Origin of the sequence: Streptococcus halichoeri (genome assembly GCF_019774635.1) — a bacterium.
Lineage (GTDB): Bacteria > Bacillota > Bacilli > Lactobacillales > Streptococcaceae > Streptococcus > Streptococcus halichoeri.
On sequence record NZ_CP081502.1, the window covers coordinates 820107 to 845894 of the forward strand.

A 25788-nucleotide genomic window follows, 5' to 3' on the forward strand; every position below is an offset into this window, starting at 1 on the left:
GAAAGGTTAGGCTATGATTGCATTATTACTCCCCTTACTCGAACGAGTAGGTTTAATCATCTTACTGGCTAATCTCTTAATGATTAGCCCTTTTTATAAGAAAATGATGTATGATCGCACCTCCCCAAAGGTGCGCTGGGTTCTCATCATTACCTTTAGTCTCTTTGCCATTATCAGTAATTTCACCGGTGTTCTCGTACCAGCTCCCTTTGAAATCAGCAATGGTGGTGTCGTTAACCTGGCGTCACACACCTCAATTGCCAATACCCGAGCCCTGACGATTGGTATGTCTGGTCTGATTGGTGGCCCCTTTGTTGGTTTTTTTGTCGGCTTGATTTCTGGGACAATCAGATGGCTCCAAGGAGGGACAGCACCCTACACCTACTTTATTTCTTCCCTATTAATCGGGCTACTCTCAGGCTTAGCAGGGAGAATCAGCTTACGAAAAAAAAGCTATCCGCCCGTCTGGCAAGGGAGCCTGTGTGGGGCCTTGATGGAAATTGTCCAAATGCTGTGTATCTTTGTTTTTCTTCCAGACAAAAGGCAGGCCCTGGCCTTGATTCAGACTATTGCCTTTCCTATGGTGTTTGTCAATGCATTAGGAACAGGGATTTTCTTATCGATTATCCTTGGTACTTTAAAGCAAGAAGAAAGCACTAAAGCTATCCAAACACATGATGTTTTGGAATTGGCTAATAAAACCCTGCCCTATTTTCGCCAAGGCTTAACGCCAGATTCGGCTCATCAAGCAGCCAAAGAGATACAACGTTTTATGCGGGTTTCAGCGGTCAGTGTGACCAACCGCAAGTCCATTCTTGCGCATGTGGGGGCCGCAAGTGACCATCATATTCCGGCTAAAGAAATCATTACCGATCTTTCCAAGGAAGTGATTGAAACAGGGGCGATTCATGTTGCTCGTCACAAATCAGAAATTGGCTGTCATTACCCCAACTGTCCTTTGGCAGCCGCCATTGTCGTGCCCTTGTATGTCAAAGGCCAGGTGGCCGGCACCTTCAAGCTCTATTTTACCGATGCGCAGCAATTGACCTATGTCGAAGAGCAGCTCGCCAAAGGTCTGGGTGATATTTTTTCAACTCAGCTAGAACTAGGTCAATTGGCAGTGGAGCAGGGCTTGCTAAAAGACGCCGAAATCAAGTCCTTACAGGCACAAGTTAATCCCCACTTTCTCTTTAATGCCATCAATACTATCTCTGCTTTGATGCGTTTTGACAGTGAAAAAGCCCGCTATTTATTGTTGCAATTAGGCAATTATTTTCGCTCCAACCTGACTAGCACAAGACAAAACCTGATTACGGTAGAAGAAGAGCTAAACCATCTCAAGGCTTATTTGACTATTGAGCAGGCCCGTTTTCCCGACCGCTATCAGGTGGCTATTGAGGTGGAAAGCAAGGAGCTAAACAGCGCCTTAATCCCACCTTTTATCATTCAGATATTGGTGGAAAATGCCTTAAAGCATGCTTTTGCTGGGCGTAAGACTGATAACCATGTGCTAGTAAAACTAAGCAATGAATGCGACAGCATCAAGATAATGGTTAAAGACAATGGCCAAGGCATAGCAGAAGAGTTGCTTGCAAAAATTGGCCATCAAGTGGTCCCTTCTGCTCGGGGAACCGGCTCTGCTTTAGAAAATCTTAATCGGCGTTTGGAGAATTTATTTGGCGAGCAGGCTCATTTTGTGGTGTATTCTAATCAGCAAGGCACAGAATGCCAAATTACCCTACCACTCAATTATCAGAAAGAGGAAAGCTAATGAAAGTTGCAATTATTGATGATGAGCCGCTAGCTCGGATGGAATTGGCCTACCTGATTCAACAAACCCAAATAGCTGATGCCATTTTTGAAGGCGAATCCATCGAAGAAGCCTTACAACTGATTTTGACGCAATCACCTGATCTGCTCTTTTTGGATATTCACTTGACAGATGAGAGTGGTTTGGATCTTGCTAAGACGATCAACAAGGTGTCTCAGCCGCCGCTGATTATTTTTGCGACAGCTTATGATGACCACGCCCTTGAGGCTTTTGAGCTCAATGCGCTGGATTATTTACTAAAACCCTTTGAGCAAGACCGCGTTAAAAAAGCCATGACCAAGGCCCAAGCAGCGCTAGCAGGTAAACAAGTTGCTAAGCAAACGCCTACAAGAGTATTAGCAAATGAGCGGCTGACAGTAGAGACGGACGAACGCATTTATTTGCTGCCTTTTGCTGAGATACTTTATTGTGAAGTCCAAGGGAAAGTCACTACAGTTCATACTAATCAAGCTTCCTATGAAACACAAATGAGTTTGTCGGCCTTAGAGCGCCATCTTGATGTGCCTTGTTTTTTAAAGGTGCATCGCTCTTATATCATCAATCAAGATCATATTAAAGAAATCCAGCCTTGGTTTAATCAGACTTATCAGGTAACCATGTCAGACGGTGGTAAGGTCCCCGTTAGTCGCTCCTACTTAAAAAGCTTTAAGCAGCAGTTGGGGCTGTAAAAAAGCATTTCATGCCAGAAAAAGAGCATTTTGTACTCAAAAGTAAGCGTTTTACTCCAAAAAGAGCTTTTCCAGCTCTTTTTTTACTATACTAAAACCATCAAGAAAACGTTTAAAAAGGAGTTGGCAACAATGAAAAAAACCTATTCCATCATGTATCAAAGTGTTGTTATTGGCGGTATTGTTCTCTTATCAAAATGGATTGAATCCTTGCTTCCTTTTATTATGCCAGCCTCAGTTATTGGTTTGGTCTTGCTCTTTGTAGCCCTTTGTACCAACGTTTTAAAATTAGAACAGGTCGAAAGGGTTGGTGATTTATTAGTAGATAATATTGGCTTGTTTTTCGTACCAGCAGGTGTCTCAGTCATTAATTCGCTAGGCCTGCTCCACGCTCATTTTGTACTGAACTTACTCTTGATTTTCCTCTCCACCTTGCTCCTTTTGGTTGCTACAGGTTGGATGACCCAACTATTGCTGCGCTTTAATCCTAAAGCAGTTGGAAAAACCGCACTCAGCTATGTGTCTAAGCACCAGCATTATGGAAGATCAAAAAAAGCAGCCCATCAACATGTTTATGCTAAATAGTAAGGAGAAAGATAATGTCAGCCTTTATGGAATTATTAAAAACCACACCGATGTTTGGTGTCCTCCTGTCAATTGGAACCTTTTATCTCGGTCAAATTTTATTTAAGAAAACAAATGGCTTCTTCTTATTTGCACCCTTATTTGTGGCGATGGTGCTTGGTATTTTGACTCTAAAGGCCACTGGCCTAAGCTTTGCTACTTACAACAAAGGCGGGCAAATTATTAGCTTCTTTTTAGAACCTGCTACGATCTGCTTTGCAATTCCCCTTTACCGTAAACGCGAGGTTTTAAAAAAATACTGGGTGCATATCTTAGGCGGTATTGCACTAGGTAGTATTGTAGCCGTCTATGGTATTTATCTGATTGCTAGTCTCCTTCAGTTAGGCAAGGTTATCACTGCTTCGATGCTGCCTCAAGCTGCCACTACAGCAATAGCTATGCCGACTTCTAAGGCCTTGGGTGGCTCACCAGAATTAACTTCTTTAGCATGTATTTTAAATGGTGTCATCATCTATGCGCTAGCCAAACCTTTTATTCGCTGGTTTAAGATTGACGACCCGATTGCCCGTGGCCTAGCCTTAGGAACTGCCGGACATGCCCTTGGCGTTTCAGCAGCAAAAGATTTTGGCCAAGTGGAAGAATCCATGGGGTCAATTGCCTTAGTTATTGTTGGGGTTATTGTTACCGTAGTGGTGCCGATTATGAGTAGTGCACTCTTATAAAAAAACAAAGGAGAGGTAAAGCCTTTCCTTTTTGCGAAAAATAAGGTAAACTAGTTAGTATGAAAATAGTTCGATTATCAAAGTACTTAGGCCTTCTTTTACTCGCCTTAACCCTTGTCAGTGTGGGCGCTAGCTTTTATTTTTTTCACGTCGCCCAAGTAAGAGCAGAAAAAAGCTTTATTGACAATGGCAAACGCAAGCCCTCTGATCCCTTGTATGCCTCAGAACAGGCTTTTGATCGCTTAACCGTTCAAAAGAAAACGATGACGCGCGCCAACATCAAACAGGTGGCTTGGTACCTGCCTGCCGCAAAACCATCAGATAAGACGGCAATAGTGGTTCATGGCTTCGCCAATAGCAAAGCCAATATGAAGCCTTATGCCATGTTGTTTCACAACCTAGGCTATAATGTTCTGATGCCGGATAATCAAGCCCATGGGGAAAGCCAAGGGCAGATTATTGGTTATGGCTGGCAAGATCGCCTCAACCTGATCAAATGGACCCAGATCCTTCTTGCGGAAAATCCAAAGACTGATATGACCTGGTTTGGTTTATCAATGGGCGCAGCAACCGTCATGATGGCCAGTGGTGAAGAGGTGCCTCATCAGGTTTCTAGCATCATTGAAGATTGTGGCTATAGCAGTGTTTGGGCAGAGTTGAAATACCAAGCAAAAGCCATGTATAACCTCTCTGCTTTTCCTATTCTCTATCAAGTTTCAGCTCTATCTAAGTTAAAAGCCGGTTTTTCTTACCAAGAAGCCAGCGCCATCAAGCAGCTGCAAAAAAATAAACGCCCTGTTCTGTTTATTCATGGTGACCAGGATAAGTTTGTACCAACCGCGATGGTCTATGACAATTACCATGCCACCAAAGGCCCTAAAGCTCTGTATCTGGTTAAGGGTGCCAAGCATGCTCAATCCTATAAGACCAATCCTTCTGCCTATGAAGAACAGATTGCAAGATTTTTACAGAAATATCACCAATAACTCTTGACAAGTCCCCCTGCTACTTGCTATAATATTTTATGTTGCTACTGAGTAGCGGGGATGGCGGAATTGGCAGACGCGCAGGACTAAGGATCCTGTGATCGCTTTAGATCGTGTGGGTTCAAGTCCCACTCTCCGCATCAGTGATGAGCCTAAGGGCTCATTTTTTTTGCTCTCAAAGCTACCGACTAAAGCAGTTGGAAAACGCTTTATCATAGCCAAGGGCTAGAATTTTTTCCTTAATTGTGCTAGAATGAACAATGTAAACGGGAATAACCCGAAAAATAAGAGGAGGCCTAATAAATGGCAATCGTTTCAGCAGAAAAATTTGTTCAAGCAGCTCGTGAAAACGGCTACGCTGTGGGTGGATTTAACACAAATAACTTAGAATGGACGCAAGCTATCTTACGTGCGGCAGAAGCTAAAAAAGCTCCAATTCTTATCCAAACATCAATGGGTGCTGCGAAATACATGGGTGGTTACAAAGTCTGTAAAGTGTTGATTGAATCATTAGTGGAATCAATGGGCATTACAGTTCCTGTAGCTATTCACCTTGACCATGGACACTACGATGACGCTTTAGAATGTATCGAAGTTGGTTACACTTCAGTTATGTTTGATGGTTCTCATCTTCCACTTGAAGAAAACCTTGAAAAAGCACGCCAAGTTGTTGAAAAAGCACATGCTAAAGGTATTTCTGTCGAAGCTGAAGTGGGTACCATCGGTGGCGAAGAAGACGGAATCATCGGTGCTGGTGAACTTGCACCAATCGAAGACGCTAAAGCAATGGTAGCAGCAGGTGTTGACTTCTTGGCTGCTGGTATTGGTAACATCCACGGTCCATACCCAGCAAACTGGGAAGGTCTTAACCTTGAACACTTAGAAAAACTAACTGCTGCTGTGCCAGGCTTCCCAATCGTTTTACACGGTGGATCAGGAATTCCTGATGATCAAATCCAAGCAGCTATCAAACTTGGTGTGGCTAAAGTTAACGTTAACACAGAATGCCAAATCGCGTTCTCTAACGCAACACGCGAATTTGCTCGTAACTATGACGCAAACGAAGCAGAGTACGATGGTAAGAAATTATTTGACCCACGTAAATTCTTGGCACCAGGTGTTAAAGCTATCCAAGAAGCTGTTGAAGAACGTATCAATGTCTTTGGTTCAGCAAACAAAGCTTAAGCAAACTGCTCAATAATTAAAAAGTAAGGTTTAACGTTTTGTTAAGCCTTTTTATGGTGCCTAAACATAGGCAGCCGCTTTATCTTATCCCTCTTTTTTGTAGCAGACAATTAGCTTTGTAGCAAAAAAGACGCAGAACCTCCCACTGCGGCCTGTTTGTTTCTTTTGCGCTTTTATACGACACTTGCTTTGCACCTAATCCCAGGCAATAATCACAATAGTAGGAGCTGGGCTGGTCAGCTTGGCCGCCTGCCCAGGCTTGCTCCTCAAACACCAAAAAATGACCACAGCAAACCGCTCAGTCATTGTTAAAAAATCGTTGCTATCAGTCACAAACTTCTGCCAGAAACTAACTTACTTCAGCATTCTTAAGCTCAGTCATTGTTAGATTCGCCCAATGAGACCGAGCCGCTTGCTACGTCAGTCAGCTAGCCTAAGGCATGGATTGTGATTGGATAAAAAGTTCAAATTGGTTCAGAGGTAGATAATGCTTGTTGCAAACTAGTAATTGTTCTTGCTGGTAGATATTTTCTTGAATGAGGATAAACTGCTCATCCTCAGATAAAATGTACTTGGTTGCCGAAAAATTCCCTGCGCGGGTGTAATCAAAGAGGCTCTGGGAAAAATCAGCGACCTCCCTTTGATAAATCTGCTGCTCCAGAAAATCTAGCAGTTGATCAGGCTTGTTGAGAGAAATATGGTATTTTGAGATGACTTCGATTGGAATAAAGGAAAGGGTATAAGCACGTGGCCCATCCTCAGTGTGATACCAACGGTCAGAAATAACGACAACAGGTGTTTCTTGCTTGAGTGAAGCAAGGATAGCATCGGCAGGGACTTCAATGCGAAATTCCAATTCGACCTCTTTAATCTCTGCTGTTAGACAAGCTTTGATCGGGTGTTGTCTATTTTCATAGCCGATTTTAGACAAATTGTCAGGAATTTCTCGAATAAAATTTCCCTTTCCACGTTTGTTAATCACTAGATGGTCCTCTTGTAGTAGGGCTAAGGATTTACGAAGAGTAGCCCGACTAACGTTTAATTGCTCAGCTAATTCTGGCTCAGAAGGTAACTGCATTCCGGGAGAATAGGTGCCATCTTGGATCATCTTAAAAATCTTATTGTAGACCTGGACATGTTTTAGTTTTTTTAGTTTATGATTTAAGGCATTATTAGGCATGGGGCTCTCCTGTCTATTAGTTAGTTTAATGGAATGGTTTCAAAAAAGCAAGCAAAAAAATTAACCGCTTTCTTTTTTATAAAAGCGTTTACAAATTCCAACATGTATGTTATTATACAAGTGCATCAATAAAGTAGACAAGACAAAAAGGAGGTCTTTAACATGCAAAACTATTCAGGTGAAGTCGGATTACAATACCATCTCCAAATCCGTCCAGGAGATGTTGGACGTTATGTAATTATGCCAGGCGACCCTAAACGCTGTGCTAAAATTGCGGAGCATTTTGATAATGCCGTTCTTGTAGCTGATAGTCGAGAATATGTCACCTACACAGGTACCCTAGATGGGGAAAAAGTCAGTGTCACTTCAACAGGTATTGGTGGTCCATCAGCCTCCATTGCCATGGAAGAGTTAAAACTTTGTGGAGCGGATACTTTTGTACGTGTTGGCACATGTGGAGGGATTGATCTGGATGTTAAAGGAGGCGACATTGTGATTGCTACTGGTGCCATCCGTATGGAAGGAACCAGTAAGGAGTACGCCCCAATCGAATTTCCAGCGGTAGCTGATTTAGAAGTGACCAATGCTCTTGTGGGAGCTGCTAAAAAACTTGGTTACACAAGTCATACCGGTGTGGTCCAATGTAAAGATGCTTTTTATGGTCAACATGAACCAGAACGCATGCCGGTTAGCTATGAACTGTTAAATAAATGGGAAGCTTGGAAGCGTTTAGGCACCAAGGCCTCCGAAATGGAATCAGCTGCGCTTTTTGTTGCAGCAAGCCATCTTGGCGTACGCTGTGGTTCTGATTTTCTAGTGGTTGGGAACCAAGAACGCAATAGCTTAGGTATGGATAACCCAATGGCACATGACACCGAAGCAGCTATCCAGGTGGCTGTTGAGGCCTTGCGGACACTTATTGCTAACGATAAAGCTCAATAAGGCCAACCTTGGAGGGAATCATGCAGTTTATTTACAGTGTCCTTGGTATTTTACTTGTCCTAGGGATTGTTTATGGTATTTCGTTTAACCGTAAGGGTGTTTCGCTTACATTAATTGGTAAGGCACTTCTGGTTCAATTTATTATTGCACTCATTTTGGTGCGGATACCTTTGGGAGAAAAAATCGTTAGCCTTGTTTCAGATGGTGTCACCAAAGTCATCAACTGTGGACAAGCAGGTTTGAGTTTTGTTTTTGGTTCATTGGCTGATAGTACGGCTAAGACAGGCTTTATCTTTGCTATCCAGACCTTGGGAAATATTGTTTTCTTATCAGCCTTGGTTAGCTTACTCTATTATTTAGGAATTTTAGGCTTTGTGGTGAAGTGGATTGGTAAAGCCGTTGGCAAAATCATGAAATCTTCAGAAGTTGAAAGCTTTGTCGCTGTTGCCAATATGTTTCTTGGTCAGACCGATAGTCCGATTTTAGTGAGTAAATATCTGGGCCGCATGACCGATAGTGAAATCATGGTCGTCTTGGTGTCAGGTATGGGGAGTATGTCTGTATCCATCCTTGGTGGCTATATTGCTTTAGGGATTCCAATGGAGTATCTCTTGATAGCTTCGACCATGGTGCCAATCGGTAGTATCTTGATTGCTAAGATCTTATTTCCCCAAACAGAGCCTGTGCAAAAAATTGATGACATTAAAATGGATAATAAAGGCAATAATGCCAATGTTATTGATGCTATTGCAGAAGGCGCTAGCACCGGCGCGCAAATGGCCTTCTCAATTGGGGCAAGCTTGATTGCTTTTGTCGGTCTCGTTTCCTTGATTAATCTGATTTTGAGTGGCTTTGGTATTCGCCTGGAGCAAATTTTCTCCTATCTCTTTGCACCGTTTGGCTTTTTAATGGGCTTTGATAGCAAGAGTATTTTATTAGAAGGTAACCTCCTTGGAAATAAACTCATTTTAAATGAATTTGTTTCTTTTCAACATTTAGGTCAAGTCATTAAGACATTGGACCATAGAACAGCTCTCGTTGCGACCATTTCACTTTGCGGCTTTGCCAATCTCTCTAGTTTAGGTATTTGTGTCTCAGGGATTGCCGTGCTTTGCCCAGAAAAGCGGGGAACACTGGCTCGGCTCGTTTTCCGGGCAATGATTGGCGGGATTGCAGTTAGCATGCTCAGTGCCTTTATTGTTGGAATTGTGACCCTATTTTAAGGATTGTGAACATAAAAAGGAGATGTTACAAGTGGACATTCAGGATATTTTAAAAACGGTAGACCACACGTTATTAGCAACAACAGCAACATGGGAAGACATTCAAGCGATTTTGGATGATGCTATTGCCTATCAAACGGCTTCGGCTTGTATCCCGCCTTCTTATGTGAAGAAAGCTGCGGCTTATGTTGCAGGAAAAACAGCTATTTGTACCGTTATTGGTTTTCCAAATGGCTATAGCACGACAGCTGCTAAAGTATTTGAATGCCAAGATGCGATTGCAAATGGTGCCGATGAAATTGACATGGTGATTAATTTAACCGATGTCAAAAATGGTAATTTTGACAGCATTGAAGAAGAGATTCGTCATATTAAGGCTGCCTGCCAAGATTATATCTTAAAAGTCATTGTAGAGATATGCCAATTAACCGAGGAAGAATTGATTAAACTCTGTGGAGTCGTAACACGTGCGGGAGCTGATTTTATTAAGACTTCTACCGGTTTTTCGACAGGTGGGGCGACCTTTGATGCTGTAGAAATCATGGCAAAGCACATTGGTAAAGATGTGCGCATTAAAGCGGCAGGGGGGATTTCTTCACTAGCAGATGCTGAACAATTTATTAAGCTGGGTGCAGCACGCCTAGGCACCAGCCGCATCATTAAATTGGTCAAAAATCAAAAGGTGCAAGAAGGTACTTACTAGAAAAATAAAGAGAAAAATAGGATTAATAAGTTTAAAATCTCCGATTTTTCATTTGTGGAGGATAAATGATGTCAACATTTGAACGTATTCATTTGGTAGTTCTTGATTCTGTAGGAATTGGGGCAGCGCCTGATGCTAATCATTTCCAAAATGCCGGTGTGCCTGATGGTGCGGCAGATACCTTAGGGCACATTGCCAAAACAGTGGGGCTAGATGTGCCGCATATGGCCAAAATTGGTCTGGGTAATATCCCACGTCCGCAGGCGCTGGCTACAGTAGCTGCGAAAGCAAATGCTAGTGGTTATGCGACCAAGTTAGAGGAAGTCTCTCTTGGAAAAGATACCCTGACGGGCCACTGGGAAATGATGGGGCTTAAGATTACCGAGCCGTTTGATACTTTCTGGAATGGCTTTCCAGAAGAAATCATTACTAGAATCGAAGACTTCTCTGGCCGCAAGGTCATCCGTGAAGCTAATAAGCCCTACTCAGGGACAGCCGTTATTGCTGACTTTGGTCCAAGGCAGATGGAAACGGGTGAGTTGATTATCTATACTTCAGCTGATCCGGTCTTACAGATCGCAGCCCACGAAGATGTGATCCCAGTAGAGGAGTTGTATCGGATTTGTGAATTTGCACGGTCTATTACCTTAGAGCGTCCCGCCTTGCTTGGTCGGATTATTGCCAGACCTTATGTCGGGGAACCAGGAAACTTTACCCGAACAGCAAATCGTCATGACTATGCCTTATCACCGTTTGCAGATACTGTGTTGAATAAACTAGATCAGGCGGGCATAGATACCTATGCTGTTGGAAAGATCAATGACATCTTTAACGGCTCGGGTCTTAACCATGATATGGGGCATAACCAATCGAACAGTCATGGGATTGACACCTTGGTTAAAACCATTGGTCTGAGTGAGTTTACAAGGGGCTTATCCTTTACGAATTTGGTTGATTTTGATGCCATGTATGGTCATCGTCGCAATCCTGCAGGTTACAGGGATTGCTTGCAAGAATTTGATGGGCGTTTGCCAGACATTATGGCTGCGATGCGTGAGAAAGACTTGCTTTTAATCACAGCAGACCATGGTAATGATCCGATCTATGTTGGTACGGATCATACCCGTGAGTACATCCCTTTGTTGGCTTACAGTCCAGCATTTAAGGGCAATGGGGTATTGCCAGTTGGTCATTTTGCTGATATTTCTGCGACCATTGCTGAGAACTTTGGTGTGGAGACTGCCATGATTGGGGAAAGTTTCTTGGATCGTTTAGTGTAGGCATTACTAAGTAGGTGAGGGCTCGCGGCTTCTATCTGAGGCGTCAGCCCTTTTTTAGCTAGCTAAATTTCCTTTTGCAATCGGTACGTCCCAAGCAAAGGAAATAGCGAAGCTTTTTAAGAGAGGATGTTTCCAACAAACTAAGTGGTTAGGTTGTGGTATTTATTATTCAAAACAGAGTTGTTGGAAAAGCTAAACTTCCGTTGATTTTGAAGTGTGACCGAAAGTCGGCTATCTTGCTGCTGCTTTTCGGTCTTTTTTGATGAAGCTGCTTGGGCTTTGAGGTGGTTGCCTGTGGTTACGCAGGCATTTTGCTTTTAGCAATAGCAATAGCAATAATAGCAGATTTGTAAGCTGTTCATGAGAATTTTATGAGATGGATTGGTTGGCAGAGTGCTTGTCTTACTTATAGTGCTATAAGATTTAGATAGTTCAGCTTATTAAAAGAAAGCGCTATCATTATAGAGAAAGGAAGGAAGCAGCTATGACTATTAGTACATTACATTTTGCTGACATTGTATCTTCTTATGATGCTAATTTTCCCATGTATCAAGTTTTGGATGCGGCTGGTCAAGTGGTTGATGCCAAAGCAATGGCTGAAGTATCAGAAGACGAATTAATTCAGTTAATGAAAACGATTACCTGGGGTAGGGCCATGGATGAACGGGTTATTCTTTTAAATCGCCAGGGAGCCCTAAGCAACTACGCACCAGGAGGAGGGCAAGAAGCTAGTCAGTATGGCTCTGTCTTAGCTCTTGAAAAAGGTGATGTTTTTGCCCCGACTTACCGAGATGTGTTTACAGGTGTTCAGTTTGGCATGACCCTGACCCAGGCTTTTTTATGGTATAAAGGCCATTTTAAGGCTAATCAATATCCAGAAGATCTGACGATGTACTCACCTAATGTGATTGTGGGAGGCACAGCAATTCAGGCTCTTGGTAATGCTATTGGCAAACGAATGAAGGGTGAAGCCAAGGTAGCATTGGCCCTGTGTGGCGACTCCTCAACCTCCCAAGGTGATTTTTACGAAGCTCTTAACTTTGCTGGTATTTTTAAGGCCCAATTGATCGCAGTTGTGCAAAATAATGGCTATGGCATTTCAGTGCCAACTGCCCGGCAAACCAAGGCTGCTACCCTAGCACAAAAGGCAGTTGCTGCAGGTATTCCAGCAGTTCGTGTCGATGGTATGGATCCAGTAGCTGTCTACTATACTGTCAAGAAAGCCAGGGATTATGTAATTGCCAATGGCCCAATCCTGATTGAAAATCTAACTTACCGTTTCGGACCACATACCATGTCTGATGATCCCAAACGCTACCGTGATGAGGCAGAAGTTGAGCAGTGGCGCAAGAAGGATCCTTTGATTAGATTAGGGCATTATCTCACTGAAAAAGGCTTATGGAGCCAAGAGCAAACAGATGCCATTTATGAAGACGTGAAAGAGCAGGCCAAAGCAGCCCTAGCTGAAATGGTTAAGACTCAGCCACAAAAAATCACAGATTTCTTAGGTTTTATGTTTGAGCAGGAACCTCAAAATATCCAAGAACAAAAAGCCATCTATGCTGCAAAGGAGGAAAACTAGTATGCCAGTTCTTACATTAGCCCAAGCTGTTAGTGATGGCTTAAAAGAAGCCATGCAAAAGTATGATAATGCACTGATCTTTGGTGAAGATGTCGGTAAAAATGGCGGTGTATTTCGGATTACGGCTGGCTTACAGGAAACTTTTGGTGAGGAGCGGGTTTTTGATACGCCGCTTGCTGAATCAGGGATTATCCACATGTCAGTTGGACTTGCGCAAGAAGGCTTTATTCCGCTGCCTGAGATTCAATTTTCTGGCTTCATCGTTGAAGCAATGGATGCCTTGATTGCTCAATTACCTCGGCAACGTTATCGTACTGGGGGAACAAGGCATGCGCAGGTAACGATTCGAGCACCTTATGGTGGTGGGGTCCATACTCCAGAGCTGCATTCTGATAGTTTAGAAGGCATGTTTGCTCAAATACCTGGTCTGCGAGTAGTAATCCCCTCTTCCGCTTATGATGCCAAGGGCTTACTCTTAGCTTCGATTGCTTCACCAGATCCGGTCTTTTTCTTAGAGCATCTGCGTCTTTACCGGACGGTGAAAGATGAGGTGCCGACAGGTTACTATACTGTTCCTTTGGATAAGGCAGCTATTGTTCACCAGGGATCTGATGTGACCCTTATTGGGTATGGTCAGATGATTCCTTTGGCGGTGCAAGCTGCAGAGGCTTTGGCATCTAAGGGTATTAGTGCAGAGGTGCTTGATTTGAGAACCATCTCACCAGTTGATTATGCAACCATTCAGGCTTCCATTACAAAGACCCACCGTGTCCTTGTCCTTCAAGAAGCCCAACGTCAAGCTGGGGTCGCTGGTCAAATCATGTCAGAAATTGCAGAGCGTTGCTTCATGGAACTTGATGCGCCGGTAGCGCGGGTGACCGCACCTGATACCATTTTTCCTTTTGGAATGGCTGAAGAACTCTGGTTACCTAGCGTTGAAGACATTGTTATGAAAGCACAAGAAATTGTAGAATTCTAGGAGGTCCATAATGTATCACTATATCCTACCAGATGCTGGCGAAGGAACCCACGAAAGCGCCATCATGTCTTGGTCAGCCCAAGTGGGTGATCAGGTCAAAGAAGACGATATTCTCTTAGAAATCGAAAGTGATAAGGCTGTTGTCGCATTACCTTGTCCTGTTGATGGTTACCTGGCCAAAATTTACGTTGAAGCAGGTGATATTGGCATTGTAGGGCAACCCATTGCCGATATTGCTGAAAGCAAAGAAGAATTACAGGCTGCATTAAAAGGTGGAGGGTCTGATGCTACTATGGCTAAAACCAAAGCAACAAGCACTACGTTAGCGAGTGACCTTGATCAGACAGACGTAGACCAGTCTGCACTTGATTCTACCCAAACTAAGGACCAAAAGGATGCACAGCCAACTTCAGATAAGGACTACCGGCAGTTAGCAGTTCCTCGTGTGCGCAAATATGCGCGTGCTAAAGGAATTGATCTCACCCAAGTAATAGGAACAGGCAATCATGGGCACATTACGATAGAAGATCTTGATACTTATCTGGCCCAAGCTTTAACACACAAGCAAGCGGCTTCTTCTGAGCAAGATCAGCAAGCAAGGTCAGAGGATTATGACCAAGCTGCATTAGAGGAAAGGCAAACCCCGGCTTCTACTAATCCCCAAGCAAAGGGCAACCAAGACCTCTTTGTGGATACTATTGAAAAAATCCCAGCAATGCGCAGAACTATAGCCGATGCACTTTCTAAAAGCAGTAACCAGGTTGCACAGGTGACGGTCTTTGACCAAGTTGAAGTGGAAGCGCTGGTAGCCCACCGGCAGAAAATGAAAGTGCTGGCTGCTGAAAGAGATATTAAATTAACCTTTACACCTTATTTGGTTAAAGCCTTGGTGGCCATGCTCAAACATTTCCCTGAACTGAATGTTTCCTTAGATATGGAAAAAAATGAGTTGCATCGCCATCAGTATTACAACATTGGTGTGGCAACAGATACCCCACGCGGTTTGATGGTACCAATGATCCGTAATGCACAAAGCAAAAGTCTGTTTGAAATTGCCAATGACATTTCAGTCATTGCTCAAAAAGCTCGCGATGGCAAGCTTGAAGCAACTGATATGGGCAAAGGTTCCATTTCAGTGACCAATGTTGGTGCAGCGGCAACGTCTGGGGTTTGGTCAACACCAATTATTAATTTGCCAGAAGTAGCCATTTTGAATGTTGGCCGGATTGATCAGCTTTTCCTCCCAGATGAAGAGGGCAACCCTATCCTTAAGCCTGTTATGAAGCTATCATTTGCTTTTGACCATCGTGTCGTTGATGGGGTCTATGCCCAACAAGCCATTAACCTGCTTAAGAATTATTTGCATGATCCAGATTTATTATTAGCAGAGGGGTGATGAGATGGTAGTTGGTGGATATACAAATGAAGTAGATACGATTGTTGTTGGTTCAGGTCCTGGAGGCTACGTAGCTGCTATCCGAGCTGCTCAGCTAGGGCAAAAAGTCGTGATAGTTGAGCGCCAAGCTATTGGAGGTACCTGTTTAAATGTGGGATGCATCCCATCAAAAGCACTCATTCATGTCGGACAAGAATTTGCTAAAACAAAGGCAACTAGCCCCTTTGGTCTCCACTTATCCGGTCAGTTAGACTTTCAACAGGCACAACATTGGAAAGACCAGGCAGTTGTTGGCAAATTAACCAGTGGCATTGCTACCTTGTTGCGTAAAAATAAGGTTGATATTGTGCAAGGAGAAGCCCACTTTGTTGCTCCAGATACTCTGCACATCACACCCAAAGATGGTCTAGGTGAGGGTTATCGCTTTAAAAATGCTATTTTAGCCCTGGGCAGTCGGCCTATTGAATTGAAGGCCTTTGCCTTTAATCAAGATATTCTAGATTCCACAGGGCTTTTAAACCTCACGGCTATCCCGCAGGAATTAGCAATTATTGGCGGTGGCTATATCGGCATGGAGCTAGCTATGGCTTATGCTAATCTAGGCAGTCATGTCACTGTCTTAGAAGGAACTGATCGTGTACTTAGTGGTTTTGAGCCGGACTTGGTCAAACCAGTGCTTGCCCAAGCAGAAAAACTCGGCATGCGCATTTTAACTAATGCCCAAGCTTCACACTATGAAAAGACCGACCAGGGACTTGAACTCTTTTATCAATCACAAGGAAAAGCAGCTAGTATTCAGGCAGATAAAATTGCTGTTTTGGTCGGTCGCAAGCCCAATACCGATAGCGTTAGTTTGGAACTTGCTGGCCTTGAGGTGGATGAGCGCGGTTTGATTCCAGTCAATGCGCAAATGCAGACCAGACAAAAACACATTTATGCCATCGGTGATATTACAACAGGTCCAGCTCTGGCTCATAAGGCCTCGTATGAGGGCAAGGTGGCTGCGCAAGCCATTTCAAATATTAAAGGCGTAGCCGCTGATTATCTCGCCCTTCCAACAGTTGCCTATACCCAACCAGAGATTGCTACGGTTGGTCTAACCAAGGAAAAAGCCAGCCAAGCAGGAATATCTGTCAAGGTAGCGACTTTTCGCTTTGCTAGCAATGGTCGTTCCTTATCAATGGGCAATACCGAAGGTTTTGTTCGGCTAGTGTCTGATAAAGCTGATAATCGCTTGATTGGTGCGCAAATGGTTGGGCCAGCAGTCAGTGAATTAATCGGCGAAGTCACTCTCGCTATTGAAAATTTACTAACAGCAGAAGATATAACACTCACAATCCATAATCACCCAAGTTTATCTGAGACGATTATGGATGCCAGTGAAGGCTTACTTGGCCAGGCCATCCACCAATAGAGGTAAGAATATGGAAACTAAACTATCTGCAAAAGCATTTGCAATGAATGTCTTAAATGGTATTGCCACAGGAGCGGTGGTGGTTTTAATCCCTGGCGCCCTTTTATCAGAGCTTTTTAAAGCCTTAGCACCACACTTTCCTCTCTTAACCCCCTACCTTGGAATTTTTGGCATGTCCAATGCCCTAATGGGCTTGGTCTGTGGCACCATGGTTGGTGTTAACTTTAAATTTACTCCCATTCAGGCGGCTTCTTTGGGTCTTGCTACTGAGTTTGCTGCTGGTGCTGTTACCTTTAAAAAGGGGCTTATCGTGCTGGCCGGTACAGGCGACATCATTAATATGCTGCTTACTGCTGCCTTAGGAGCTGCACTCATTTTATTAGTGGGAAATGGCTTAAAAGCCTATACCATTTTGGTTATTCCACCTTTATTGTTAGTGGTAGTCGGTATTTTTGGTCGCCTGCTCCTGCCTTATGTCGCCAAAATTACCCAAGTCATTGGACTTGGCACGGCGCAGTTGCTTCATTTGCAGCCCCTAGTGATGTGTATCTTATTGGCGATTGTTTTTGGTATCTTAATTGTGTCACCAATTACCACTGTAGGTATAGCCTTGGCGATTTCCCTATCAGGTGTTGGTTCAGGTGCTGCAAATATTGGCATTTGTGCCTGTGGCTTTGGCTTTGCTGTGTTGGGCTGGTCAGTAAATTCCTACGGAACAAGCTTGGCTCATTTCCTAGGTTCGCCCAAGATTTCCATGCCAAATGTGGTCAAAAATCCAAAGACCTTATTACCCATTATCTGCTCGGCAGCTTGTTGTGGGGTTTTAGCAGATGTCTTTGATATTCAAGGAACGCCAATGAGTGCTGGTTTTGGCTTTAGTGGTTTGGTTGGTCCTATCAACCACTTAAATCTCGTTGCAGGAGGCTACTCGCTCACCAATCTGCTCATTGCCCTGCTGGTATTTGCTCTTGCTCCCCTTGGCTTTGGTTTTCTCTTTAAACACCTGTTTATGAATGTTCTTCATATTGTGAAACCTGAGGATTACAAATTAAATATTTAGTATTTGGTTAAAGAATGCAGGCATCATGTGAACAACCTGACAACTGCATTCTTTTTAAAAAAAGGAGTCCTGTATGTCCTTATTAATTGATAAATTATTAGAAGCTCGCCCGGAAATACAAACAACTGAGCAGCCCATCACACTAGTGGTCATCAAGGCTGCTGATGACCAAGTCTTAGCTTGTCTTGAAAAAGCTATTGCTGAGCGGCGAGTTAACGCTTATCTCATTGATGACAAAAACAAACTAGCAGAAAAATTAGCAGCCTATCAGATTGATCCCAATTGGTATCAGATCATTGATCTAGCTGATGACCAAGCAGCGGCGGCTAAAGCGGTTCAATTGGTCAAAGAAGGAAAGGGCGATGCTATTTTAAAAGGCCACATTGCCACAGGCAAAGTCTTAAAAGAGGTTGTCAATAAAGAAACAGGTATCCGCCAAGCAGCGACTCTCTCTCATGTCGCTCTGCTAGCTGTGCCCCAATTAAAGAGATTACTGGCTATTACTGATGGTGGCTTGATTTTACAACCTGATCAGGCCACAGCTTCGGTAGTCATTGCAAATGCTGTAGAGATAATGTCGGCCTTGGGCCTAGCCCCTGTGAAAGTTGCCTTGCTATCAGCAGCAGAAAATCTGATTCCCAAATTGCCCTCTTCAGTCATGGAGACCCAACTCACCAAAGCCTACGCCGGCAAGGACCAGCTGGTGGTGGAAGGTCCTTTGTCCATTGATCTTTCCTTATCACCTAAAAGCGCCCGTACCAAAGAGTATCAAGGCAAGATTCAAGGTGATGCTGATGTTTTGTTTGCACCAGATATTGTCACCGGAAATGTTACCTCCAAGGCCTTGACCCTTTTTGGTGGCGCCGAAATGGCAGGGCTTATTATGGGGGCCCAAGTTCCTGTGATTATTACCTCAAGGAGTTCTAGCTTTGAAGAAAAATATGCCTCTTTATTGTTAGCCCAAATCCTCATGACCAAAAAGAGATAAGGAGAAGTTAATGAAGACCATTGTAGCTATAAATCCAGGGGCCACCTCGACAAAAGTTGCCCTCTTTACCAATCAGACGATGGCTTGGAAAGAAGAGATCACATATCAAGCTGCTGATTTAGCCCCCTTTGCTAAGGTTTATGACCAGTTTGATCTTCGCTTAAATGATATTGAAGTCATCCTTGCCAAGCACGCTGTGAGCCACATTGATTTAGCTGTTGGCCGAGGCGGATTGATTGGTCCAGTTAAACCAGGTGCCATCCTCGTCAATGATGCCTTAATTGAGCACCTAGAGCATCGACCTATTTTAGAGCACCCCTCTAATCTAGGAGCAAAATTAGCCAAAGCCTTGATGGCTAAGTACGGAAATGGCCAAGCAGCATTTGTCTATGATCCAGTGACGGTTGATTCCATGAAACCTGTCTCGCGGTTAACCGGCATCAAAGGCATCGAAAGAACCTCCACAGGTCATCATTTGAATATGCGAGCTGTCGCTAGAAAAGCAGCTCAAGCACTTGGTAAGAATTATGATGACGTTAATTTAGTCATTGCTCACATTGGAGGTGGCTCAAGTGCATCTGCCCATGAAAAAGGTCAGGTGGTTGATTTTGTTTCGGATGATGAAATCATGTTTTCGGCAGAGCGTTCAGGCGGTATGCCCCTAAAAGCCATGCTACCAGTGATTAAAGAACTAGGCATACCAGCATTTAACCAACTAGCACGCAAAAAAGCCGGTCTCCAATCGCATTGTGAGACGGCTGATTTACGCGAGGTAGAAGCACGCATCACACAAGGTGATGCCAATGCCAAACTTGTCTTTGAAGCCCTGGCTTTAGGGATTGCTAAAACATTAGCTGCTTTGGCAGCGAGCATTACAGGCCCAATTGATCAGGTCATTTTAACTGGGGGGATGGCTTACTCACAAGCCTTGTGTCAAGAAGTTGAAAAGCGCACCGCCTTTATTGCTCCCTTTAAAGCTTATCCAGGCGAGTGTGAGCTAGAAGCGTTAGCTCTTGGTGGTTTACGTGTCCTAAATAAGGCAGAAGCCTATCAGGTTTTATCCTTTGAAGCCTAGGATGAGGCTTTCATCGCTGCAATAAATCTGTGAATGGCATCAGCATTCTGACTTATTTTTTTGCGATAGGCCAGCCCTTGCTTGTAGGTATTGTGACTATCCATAAGGGGAATCCAAACCAATTCAGTCATGCTGCTATATACTTCTAATTCTTTGGGAAGAATGGTAATCACATCTAATCTATCAAGACTGCGCAGCAATATTTCAAAATCATCGTGAACCAAGATGATATGATCGCTAGTTCCTAGTTCTTGGCAGCGGTTTTTTGTGTATACCCCTAAAGCAAAATGGTCACTCAGGCTGGCAATATTATAGGGAGCAAGCTCGCCAAAACTCACCTCTTGTTTACCTGCTAGAGGATGTCCCTTAGGCACAACAACACAACCAGAATAGCTGGATTCTTCAATAGCTAAAAAATCAATTATAATATCAGGCTCAACCTGGGGCAAAGAAAGTATCCCAAGATCGATTTTTTCTTGGACCAGCAGGTGTTGCAGAGCCATTGAGCCGTCTTGGACGATATGGAGATTAATTGCAGGATTTTGCCGAATAAAGCGTGAGATCTGATCCATGTACTGCAGCATGGTCAAAAAAGTCACCCCAATTGTCAAAGTTTGTTTTTGCTTATCCACCTGTTCTTGCAGGTCAAAAACTAATTGATTAAAGGCTTTGACAATCGGCTCCCCACGCTCTTTGAGGAGTGTACCTGTCTCAGTAAGATTGAGCCGATGATTTTGGTAAATAAATAGCGGTGCATTCAATTCGTCTTCCATTTTTGAAATGGCTTGTTTCAGTGCCGGTTGTGACACGAATAAGATCTTGGACGCGTGCGAATAATTTTGTGCCTTGGCAATGGTTAAAAAGTAGGAAAGTTGTCTAATGTCCATAAGCATTCTTTCTATTGCAAACTCTATTAAAAGCTAAGGAAGTTCCTAAAAGGAGGTGACATGATGAATCAGGAAAAATTAGTAAAACTGTTTACTACCTTTGTCCAAAAACACCACCTACCCCAAGCGATTGTGGCGCTTGAGACGACAGATAAAAAAGACAAAGTCCAGTTATCTTGGGGACAACTCCAGGCAGATTCGCCCTTTTTAATGGCTAGTGTGACAAAGTTATGGGTAACCACTCTAATCTTGCAACTGATTGACCAGAAAAAAGTGTTCTACGACTCTATTGTAACCGATTTCATCCCAAAAGAAAAGCTAGCTGGTATCCATTCCATGCTGCCTAAAAACCAGGATTTGCCGATTACTGTCGCTGATTTACTCTTTCAGCGCACAGGCTTTGGTAATATTTTTTATGAAGAGCCAATTCGTTTAAAAGAGCGCATTGCTCGTGAGGATTTTGCCTATAGTTGGCAAGAAATGAAGGAGTGGGTCCAGGCCACACCAGCTCATTTCCTACCAGGGAGCAAGGCCGCCTATTATGCTGATATTAATTTTACCTTGTTAGGACTTATTATTGAGCACATTTGCCACCAGGATCTGGATGTCTGTGTCGAAAAGGCGATTATGCTTCCTTTAGGCTTGCAGCATTCCTACCTTTGCAGCAGTGAATATGCTGTTATTCCCCCACTTTATACAGGCCGTGCCTATTTGGATAGACCAAAAGTCGTAGCTAGTGGGCAGGGAGCTGGCGGTGGCGTATCCACCTGTCAGGATTTACTGGTGTTTATCCGTGCCTTTTTTGAAGGCCAGCTCTTTAACAAAGACCACTGGAATCGGCTCAAAGATTACTATCCCTTGCAGGCAGACTATGCTCCGGTCTTATATGGTGGAGGTCACATGCTGCTTGCAATGGGAAAGCCAGGAAATCACAAGCGTCCTGAATTTTATGGTCATTCTGGTATTTCTGGTGCCTTTGCCTTTTTTTGCCCCCAACTAAATCTCTACCTAAGTGGAACAACGGATAATGCTGGGCAATCATCCTTGTGTATCCAGCTAATCTATCTCTTGTTATCAGAGATTGAGCGCGAGCATGACCAGACAAAAAGCAACAAAAGATGATAGCAAAGCAAGTAGAAAGAGAGGCAAAAAATAACCAAAGCTAGCTTGCTTCAAGTATACCTGCTTAACCAGGCGACCATTTAGCTCTTGGCAAGCCAGAGATAATTTGCTAAACTTGGCTAGGAATCAGAGCTTATAGATAGCTCAGACACATGTTTACAGTAAAGGCAGATGAATAGTATGGGAAAGAAATTTGTTTTAGCTCCTGACTCCTTTAAAGAGAGTCTATCAGCCATACAAGCCTGTCAGGCGATGACCAAGGGGATTCTTGCAGTTTTTCCGGATGCAGACATTTGTTCATTCCCGATGGCTGACGGGGGCGAAGGGACGGTGGATGCTCTTTTACAGGCCTTAGGAGGCAAACGGATCGACCTCACTGTTTCAGGGCCACTAGTAAAAGAGCAAGTCCGTGCTTATTATGGTTGGTTTCCAAAGCAGCAGCTAGCTGTAGTGGAAATGGCCAAGGCTAATGGCTTAGAGTTACTAGCTAGCAGCAAACGTAACCCGCTGCGCACTTCCAGCTATGGCACAGGCCAACTCATACGTCATGCTCTTAACCAAGGCGCTAAGCGTATCATTTTAGGACTTGGTGGCAGTGCCACCAACGATGGCGGTGCTGGAATGGCGCAAGCCTTGGGCCTAAGTTTTATCGGCCAAGACCAGCAAATCCTACCAGCTGGCCTTAGTGGGGGAACTTTAGCTGAAGTATCTGCCCTTGATGTGACAGCATTAGATTCCCGATTAGCACAGACAGAAATCATCCTGGCCTGTGATGTCACTAATCCCCTACTAGGTCCTAGCGGAGCTAGCCAGATTTTTGGTCCGCAAAAAGGAGCAACTGCTCAGATGATTCCAATTTTAGAAGAGAATCTCAAGCACTATGCTCGATTATTGCAACAAGCAGTAGGGCGTGATGTTGCCCTACAAGCTGGCGCAGGTGCAGCCGGTGGCTTAGGAGCTAGCTTATTAGCTTTGACCAATGCCCAATGGCAGCTTGGTAGCAACCTGATAGCAGACTTACTTGATCTGGAAGGAGCCATCAAAAATGCTGATTACGTCTTTACTGGTGAAGGTCGTATCGATGGGCAGACCGCCTTTGGTAAGGTTCCCTTGGGCGTAGCAAATCTTGCTCAGAAATACAACAAACCAGTTTATGCCTGTGTTGGTCAGATTGACCAGGGGAGTGCAAAGCTTTATCAAGCAGGAATAACAGCCATTTTTAGCCTCGTACCAGGGCCCATATCTTTGCCAGACGCCTTGGCCCAAGGGGCTGTTCATCTTGAAACTACCGTAGAAAACATTTGCCGCTTGCTTGCAAGCAGCCAAGCCCCATCTCTTACGTTTAGACCTTAAATCAGCTGCTAACACATAAACTACCTAAAATGCACTAGCTCGTGCAAAGGAGAGGGCAGGGACGTTGGAAAATCAGGAAATGAAAAAATACTTGCGCGACCTCTTGAATTGTGATAGAATGTTTTGGTATGTGGTGCTAGCACATCCGTAAACACATTCTACCTAGGAGGAAATAAACCAAAATGGCTAAAGTATGTTATTTTACTGGTCGTAAAACCGTATCAGGAAACAACCGTTCACACGCTATGAACCAAACCAAACGTACCGTTAAACCAAACCTTCAAAAAGTAACAATCCTTGTTGATGGTAAACCTAAAAAAGTTTGGGCTTCAGCTCGTGCGCTTAAATCTGGTAAAGTTGAACGCGTTTAATTGAAATAAGCCTCAGGGCTTTTTTTCTTTTGACAAATCGCCGCAAGTTTGTCCTTGCCTCGATTTTTTACAATTCCCCTGAGATATGGTAGAATAAACTGACAAAACTTTATGAGGTAGCAATTATGACTGTAAAAATCAATACAAAAGATGGTCTTATTGAACTCTCTGACGATGTTATTGCAACTGTCGTTGGTGGTTCAGCAACGGAAATTTTTGGCGTTGTTGGCATGGCAAGCAAAAGTGCCATAAAAGATAATTTTCAATCACTACTTCGTAAAGAAAACTATTCCAAAGGAGTAGTGGTGAAATCAACAGAAACAGGTATTTCTGTTGACGTCTACACCGTGATGAGTTACGGTGTGAAAATTAGCGAAGTTTCGAAAAATATTCAAGAACGGGTGAAATTTAATCTAGAAAGTCAACTTGGCATTTCGGCTAATATGGTTAATGTTTACGTACAAAATATCAGGGTTGTAGGAGAAAAGTAGTGTCAAATATTACAACAAGCTTATTCCAAGAGATGATTCAAGCAGCTGCGACGCGTCTTGGAAAGCAAGCAGAATATGTTAATTCCTTAAACGTTTTCCCTGTTCCAGATGGTGATACTGGGACAAACATGGGAATGACCATGGATAATGGTGCCAAAGAAGTTGCTGATAAACCAGCAACAACCGTTGGAGAAGTTGGTCAAATCCTCTCTAAAGGGTTGCTTATGGGGGCGCGTGGCAATTCAGGCGTTATCACCTCACAATTGTTCCGTGGTTTTAGCCAAAGCATCAAAAATAAAACAGAACTTGATGGTAAGGCCCTAGCCCAAGCTTTTCAAGCCGGCGTTGAAGTAGCTTATAAAGCAGTTATGAAACCTGTCGAAGGCACCATTTTAACAGTCTCACGAGGAGCAGCCACAGCAGCTCTCAAAAAAGCAGAGACCAGTGATGACGCCATCGCAGTAATGGAAGCAGCCCTAAAAGGTGCTAAACGCGCCCTTGCTAAGACACCAGAATTACTTCCTGTCCTTAAAGAAGTTGGCGTAGTGGATTCAGGCGGCCAAGGCCTTGTCTTTATCTATGAAGGTTTTTTGTCTGCCCTAAATGGCGACTATGTTGCCTCAGAAGACTTCAAAGCAACCCCAGCTAATATGTCTGAAATGATTAATGCCGAACACCATAAAGCAGTTGTAGGACATGTGGCTACCGAAGACATTACCTATGGTTATTGTACGGAAATTATGGTGGCCCTAAAACAAGGACCAACCTATGTAAAAGAATTCAATTATGAAGAATTCCAAGGTTATTTGAGTAATCTGGGTGATTCTTTACTTGTCATCAATGACGATGAAATTGTTAAGGTGCATGTCCATACAGAAGACCCCGGGTTAGTGATGCAAGAAGGCTTGAAATTTGGTTCGCTTGTGAAGGTGAAAGTGGAAAATATGCGCAACCAGCACGATGCCCAAGTCCAAAAAACGAACCAAGCCAGCCAGGCAGCTCAACCAAAAGATTTTGGCTTAATTGCTGTTGTCGCAGGTGAAGGCCTAGCTGATATTTTCAAAGCTCAAGGCGTTGACTACATCATCTCAGGTGGTCAAACCATGAACCCATCCACCGAAGACATTGTGAAAGCCATTGAGGCAGTCAATGCCAAAAACGTGATTATTCTACCAAATAATAAAAATATCTTTATGGCTGCCCAGTCAGCAGCAGAAGTGGTCGAGCAAGCCGCAGCCGTTGTTGAAACAAGAACAGTGCCGCAAGGCTTAACCAGTCTACTTGCCTTTGACCCATCTAAATCCCTCCAAGAAAATGTGGCAGATATGACAGCCAGTCTATCAGACGTTGTTAGTGGCAGCATTACCCTGGCTGTGCGTGACACGTCCATTGACGGGCTTGATATTCACGAAAATGATTATCTGGGAATGGTTGATGGCAAAATTTTGGTATCTGATGCCAATCTAGAGACTGCCATTAAAGCCACTTTTGCTCAGATGATTACAGATGATAGTGAGATTGTTACTCTCTTTGTCGGAGAAGAAGGCAATCAAGCTTTTGCAAACGAGTTGGCTGACTACCTTGAAACCACCTATGAAGATATAGAAGTAGATATTCATCAAGGCATGCAACCTGTCTACCCTTATCTCATGAGTGTTGAGTAACATCCTTACAAAAATGAGTTTATCTTAATGCCCCACCTAGCGTAGCAAGTCGTCGGGTTATCAGTACCAGCTGACGCGTTAGAGTTTAGGGGCTTTTTTCT

General features: G+C 43.6%; 24 protein-coding genes and 1 tRNA gene. 23 read left to right on the plus strand and 2 right to left on the minus strand.

The features are described from left to right. Nucleotides 1-13 precede the first annotated feature (13 nt). From K5J94_RS03975 to K5J94_RS04005, 7 genes are all read left to right on the plus strand, one after another. Complete coding sequence (locus K5J94_RS03975; protein WP_159547736.1) at nt 14-1771, plus strand: sensor histidine kinase; 1758 nt, start codon at nt 14-16, stop codon at nt 1769-1771. Next, nucleotides 1771-2499: a LytR/AlgR family response regulator transcription factor gene (locus tag K5J94_RS03980; RefSeq protein WP_159543043.1), complete on the plus strand. Its 729-nt coding sequence runs from the start codon at nt 1771-1773 to the stop codon at nt 2497-2499. Before K5J94_RS03975 ends, K5J94_RS03980 begins: the two co-directional genes overlap by 1 nt. Nucleotides 2500-2631: 132 nt before the next feature. Next, entirely contained in the window at nt 2632-3084 is a 453-nt protein-coding gene (gene lrgA, locus K5J94_RS03985) for an antiholin-like murein hydrolase modulator LrgA (protein ID WP_221913599.1), read from the plus strand. 14 nt (nt 3085-3098) lie between these two features. Continuing rightward, entirely contained in the window at nt 3099-3806 is a 708-nt protein-coding gene (lrgB, locus tag K5J94_RS03990; protein WP_159543037.1) for an antiholin-like protein LrgB, read from the plus strand. A 59-nt stretch (nt 3807-3865) separates the two neighbouring features. Then, a complete protein-coding gene (locus tag K5J94_RS03995; protein WP_221913601.1) occupies nt 3866-4792 on the plus strand; it encodes an alpha/beta hydrolase in 927 nt (308 codons plus the stop codon). Between the two features lie 54 nt (nt 4793-4846). Next, nucleotides 4847-4932, plus strand: a tRNA-Leu gene (locus K5J94_RS04000). 163 nt (nt 4933-5095) lie between these two features. Then, nucleotides 5096-5977, plus strand: coding sequence for a class II fructose-bisphosphate aldolase (locus K5J94_RS04005; protein WP_159543031.1), 882 nt, complete (start codon nt 5096-5098; stop codon nt 5975-5977). A gap of 433 nt (nt 5978-6410) precedes the next feature. Here the strand turns inward: K5J94_RS04005 and K5J94_RS04010 are convergent, their stop codons facing one another. Beyond that, nucleotides 6411-7157 carry a GntR family transcriptional regulator gene (locus K5J94_RS04010; RefSeq protein WP_159547738.1) on the minus strand — a complete coding sequence of 249 codons (747 nt, stop codon included), beginning with the start codon at nt 7155-7157 and terminating at the stop codon, nt 6411-6413. A gap of 162 nt (nt 7158-7319) precedes the next feature. Between K5J94_RS04010 and udp the strand changes: the two genes are divergently transcribed. From udp to buk, 11 genes are all read left to right on the plus strand, one after another. Continuing rightward, a complete protein-coding gene (udp, locus tag K5J94_RS04015) occupies nt 7320-8099 on the plus strand; it encodes a uridine phosphorylase (RefSeq protein ID WP_159543023.1) in 780 nt (259 codons plus the stop codon). A gap of 20 nt (nt 8100-8119) precedes the next feature. After that, nucleotides 8120-9322: a NupC/NupG family nucleoside CNT transporter gene (locus tag K5J94_RS04020; RefSeq protein ID WP_159543020.1), complete on the plus strand. Its 1203-nt coding sequence runs from the start codon at nt 8120-8122 to the stop codon at nt 9320-9322. A 31-nt stretch (nt 9323-9353) separates the two neighbouring features. Next, nucleotides 9354-10025, plus strand: a complete 672-nt coding sequence (deoC, locus tag K5J94_RS04025) for a deoxyribose-phosphate aldolase (protein WP_221913603.1) — start codon at nt 9354-9356, stop codon at nt 10023-10025. Nucleotides 10026-10093: 68 nt separating this feature from the next. Beyond that, nucleotides 10094-11305: a phosphopentomutase gene (locus K5J94_RS04030; protein WP_221913759.1), complete on the plus strand. Its 1212-nt coding sequence runs from the start codon at nt 10094-10096 to the stop codon at nt 11303-11305. Nucleotides 11306-11789: 484 nt separating this feature from the next. Next, complete coding sequence (locus tag K5J94_RS04035; RefSeq protein ID WP_159564093.1) at nt 11790-12887, plus strand: thiamine pyrophosphate-dependent dehydrogenase E1 component subunit alpha; 1098 nt, start codon at nt 11790-11792, stop codon at nt 12885-12887. Between the two features lies 1 nt (nt 12888). Further along, nucleotides 12889-13866 (plus strand): alpha-ketoacid dehydrogenase subunit beta, encoded by a 978-nt coding sequence (locus tag K5J94_RS04040; protein WP_159559854.1) that lies wholly within the window; start codon nt 12889-12891, stop codon nt 13864-13866. Between the two features lie 10 nt (nt 13867-13876). After that, the gene (locus tag K5J94_RS04045; RefSeq protein ID WP_221913605.1) at nt 13877-15262 is read left to right on the plus strand and encodes a dihydrolipoamide acetyltransferase family protein; all 1386 of its coding nucleotides are present in this window, start codon (nt 13877-13879) and stop codon (nt 15260-15262) included. Between the two features lie 4 nt (nt 15263-15266). After that, nucleotides 15267-16676: a dihydrolipoyl dehydrogenase gene (gene lpdA, locus K5J94_RS04050; protein ID WP_221913607.1), complete on the plus strand. Its 1410-nt coding sequence runs from the start codon at nt 15267-15269 to the stop codon at nt 16674-16676. 10 nt (nt 16677-16686) lie between these two features. Continuing rightward, nucleotides 16687-17736, plus strand: a complete 1050-nt coding sequence (locus K5J94_RS04055; protein ID WP_159564096.1) for a PTS transporter subunit IIC — start codon at nt 16687-16689, stop codon at nt 17734-17736. A gap of 73 nt (nt 17737-17809) precedes the next feature. Further along, on the plus strand, nt 17810-18724 hold the full coding sequence (locus K5J94_RS04060; RefSeq protein ID WP_159564097.1) for a phosphate acyltransferase: 915 nt from the start codon (nt 17810-17812) through the stop codon (nt 18722-18724). 10 nt (nt 18725-18734) lie between these two features. Continuing rightward, on the plus strand, nt 18735-19799 hold the full coding sequence (gene buk, locus K5J94_RS04065) for a butyrate kinase (RefSeq protein ID WP_159564098.1): 1065 nt from the start codon (nt 18735-18737) through the stop codon (nt 19797-19799). Here the strand turns inward: buk and K5J94_RS04070 are convergent. Beyond that, complete coding sequence (locus tag K5J94_RS04070) at nt 19796-20686, minus strand: LysR family transcriptional regulator (protein ID WP_159542993.1); 891 nt, start codon at nt 20684-20686, stop codon at nt 19796-19798. The two genes, buk and K5J94_RS04070, sit on opposite strands and share 4 nt — an antisense overlap. 60 nt (nt 20687-20746) lie before the next feature. On the opposite strand from K5J94_RS04070, the gene K5J94_RS04075 reads away from it, so the two are divergent. From K5J94_RS04075 to K5J94_RS04095, 5 genes are all read left to right on the plus strand, one after another. Then, a complete protein-coding gene (locus K5J94_RS04075; RefSeq protein WP_331461849.1) occupies nt 20747-21808 on the plus strand; it encodes a serine hydrolase domain-containing protein in 1062 nt (353 codons plus the stop codon). 180 nt (nt 21809-21988) lie between these two features. Further along, nucleotides 21989-23161: a glycerate kinase family protein gene (locus K5J94_RS04080; RefSeq protein ID WP_159564099.1), complete on the plus strand. Its 1173-nt coding sequence runs from the start codon at nt 21989-21991 to the stop codon at nt 23159-23161. Nucleotides 23162-23343: 182 nt separating this feature from the next. Beyond that, complete coding sequence (rpmB, locus tag K5J94_RS04085; protein ID WP_003025909.1) at nt 23344-23532, plus strand: 50S ribosomal protein L28; 189 nt, start codon at nt 23344-23346, stop codon at nt 23530-23532. Between the two features lie 125 nt (nt 23533-23657). Next, a complete protein-coding gene (locus tag K5J94_RS04090) occupies nt 23658-24023 on the plus strand; it encodes an Asp23/Gls24 family envelope stress response protein (RefSeq protein ID WP_159542987.1) in 366 nt (121 codons plus the stop codon). After that, a complete protein-coding gene (locus K5J94_RS04095; protein ID WP_159564100.1) occupies nt 24023-25687 on the plus strand; it encodes a DAK2 domain-containing protein in 1665 nt (554 codons plus the stop codon). The genes K5J94_RS04090 and K5J94_RS04095 overlap by 1 nt, the downstream gene beginning before the upstream one ends. Nucleotides 25688-25788 lie beyond the last annotated feature (101 nt).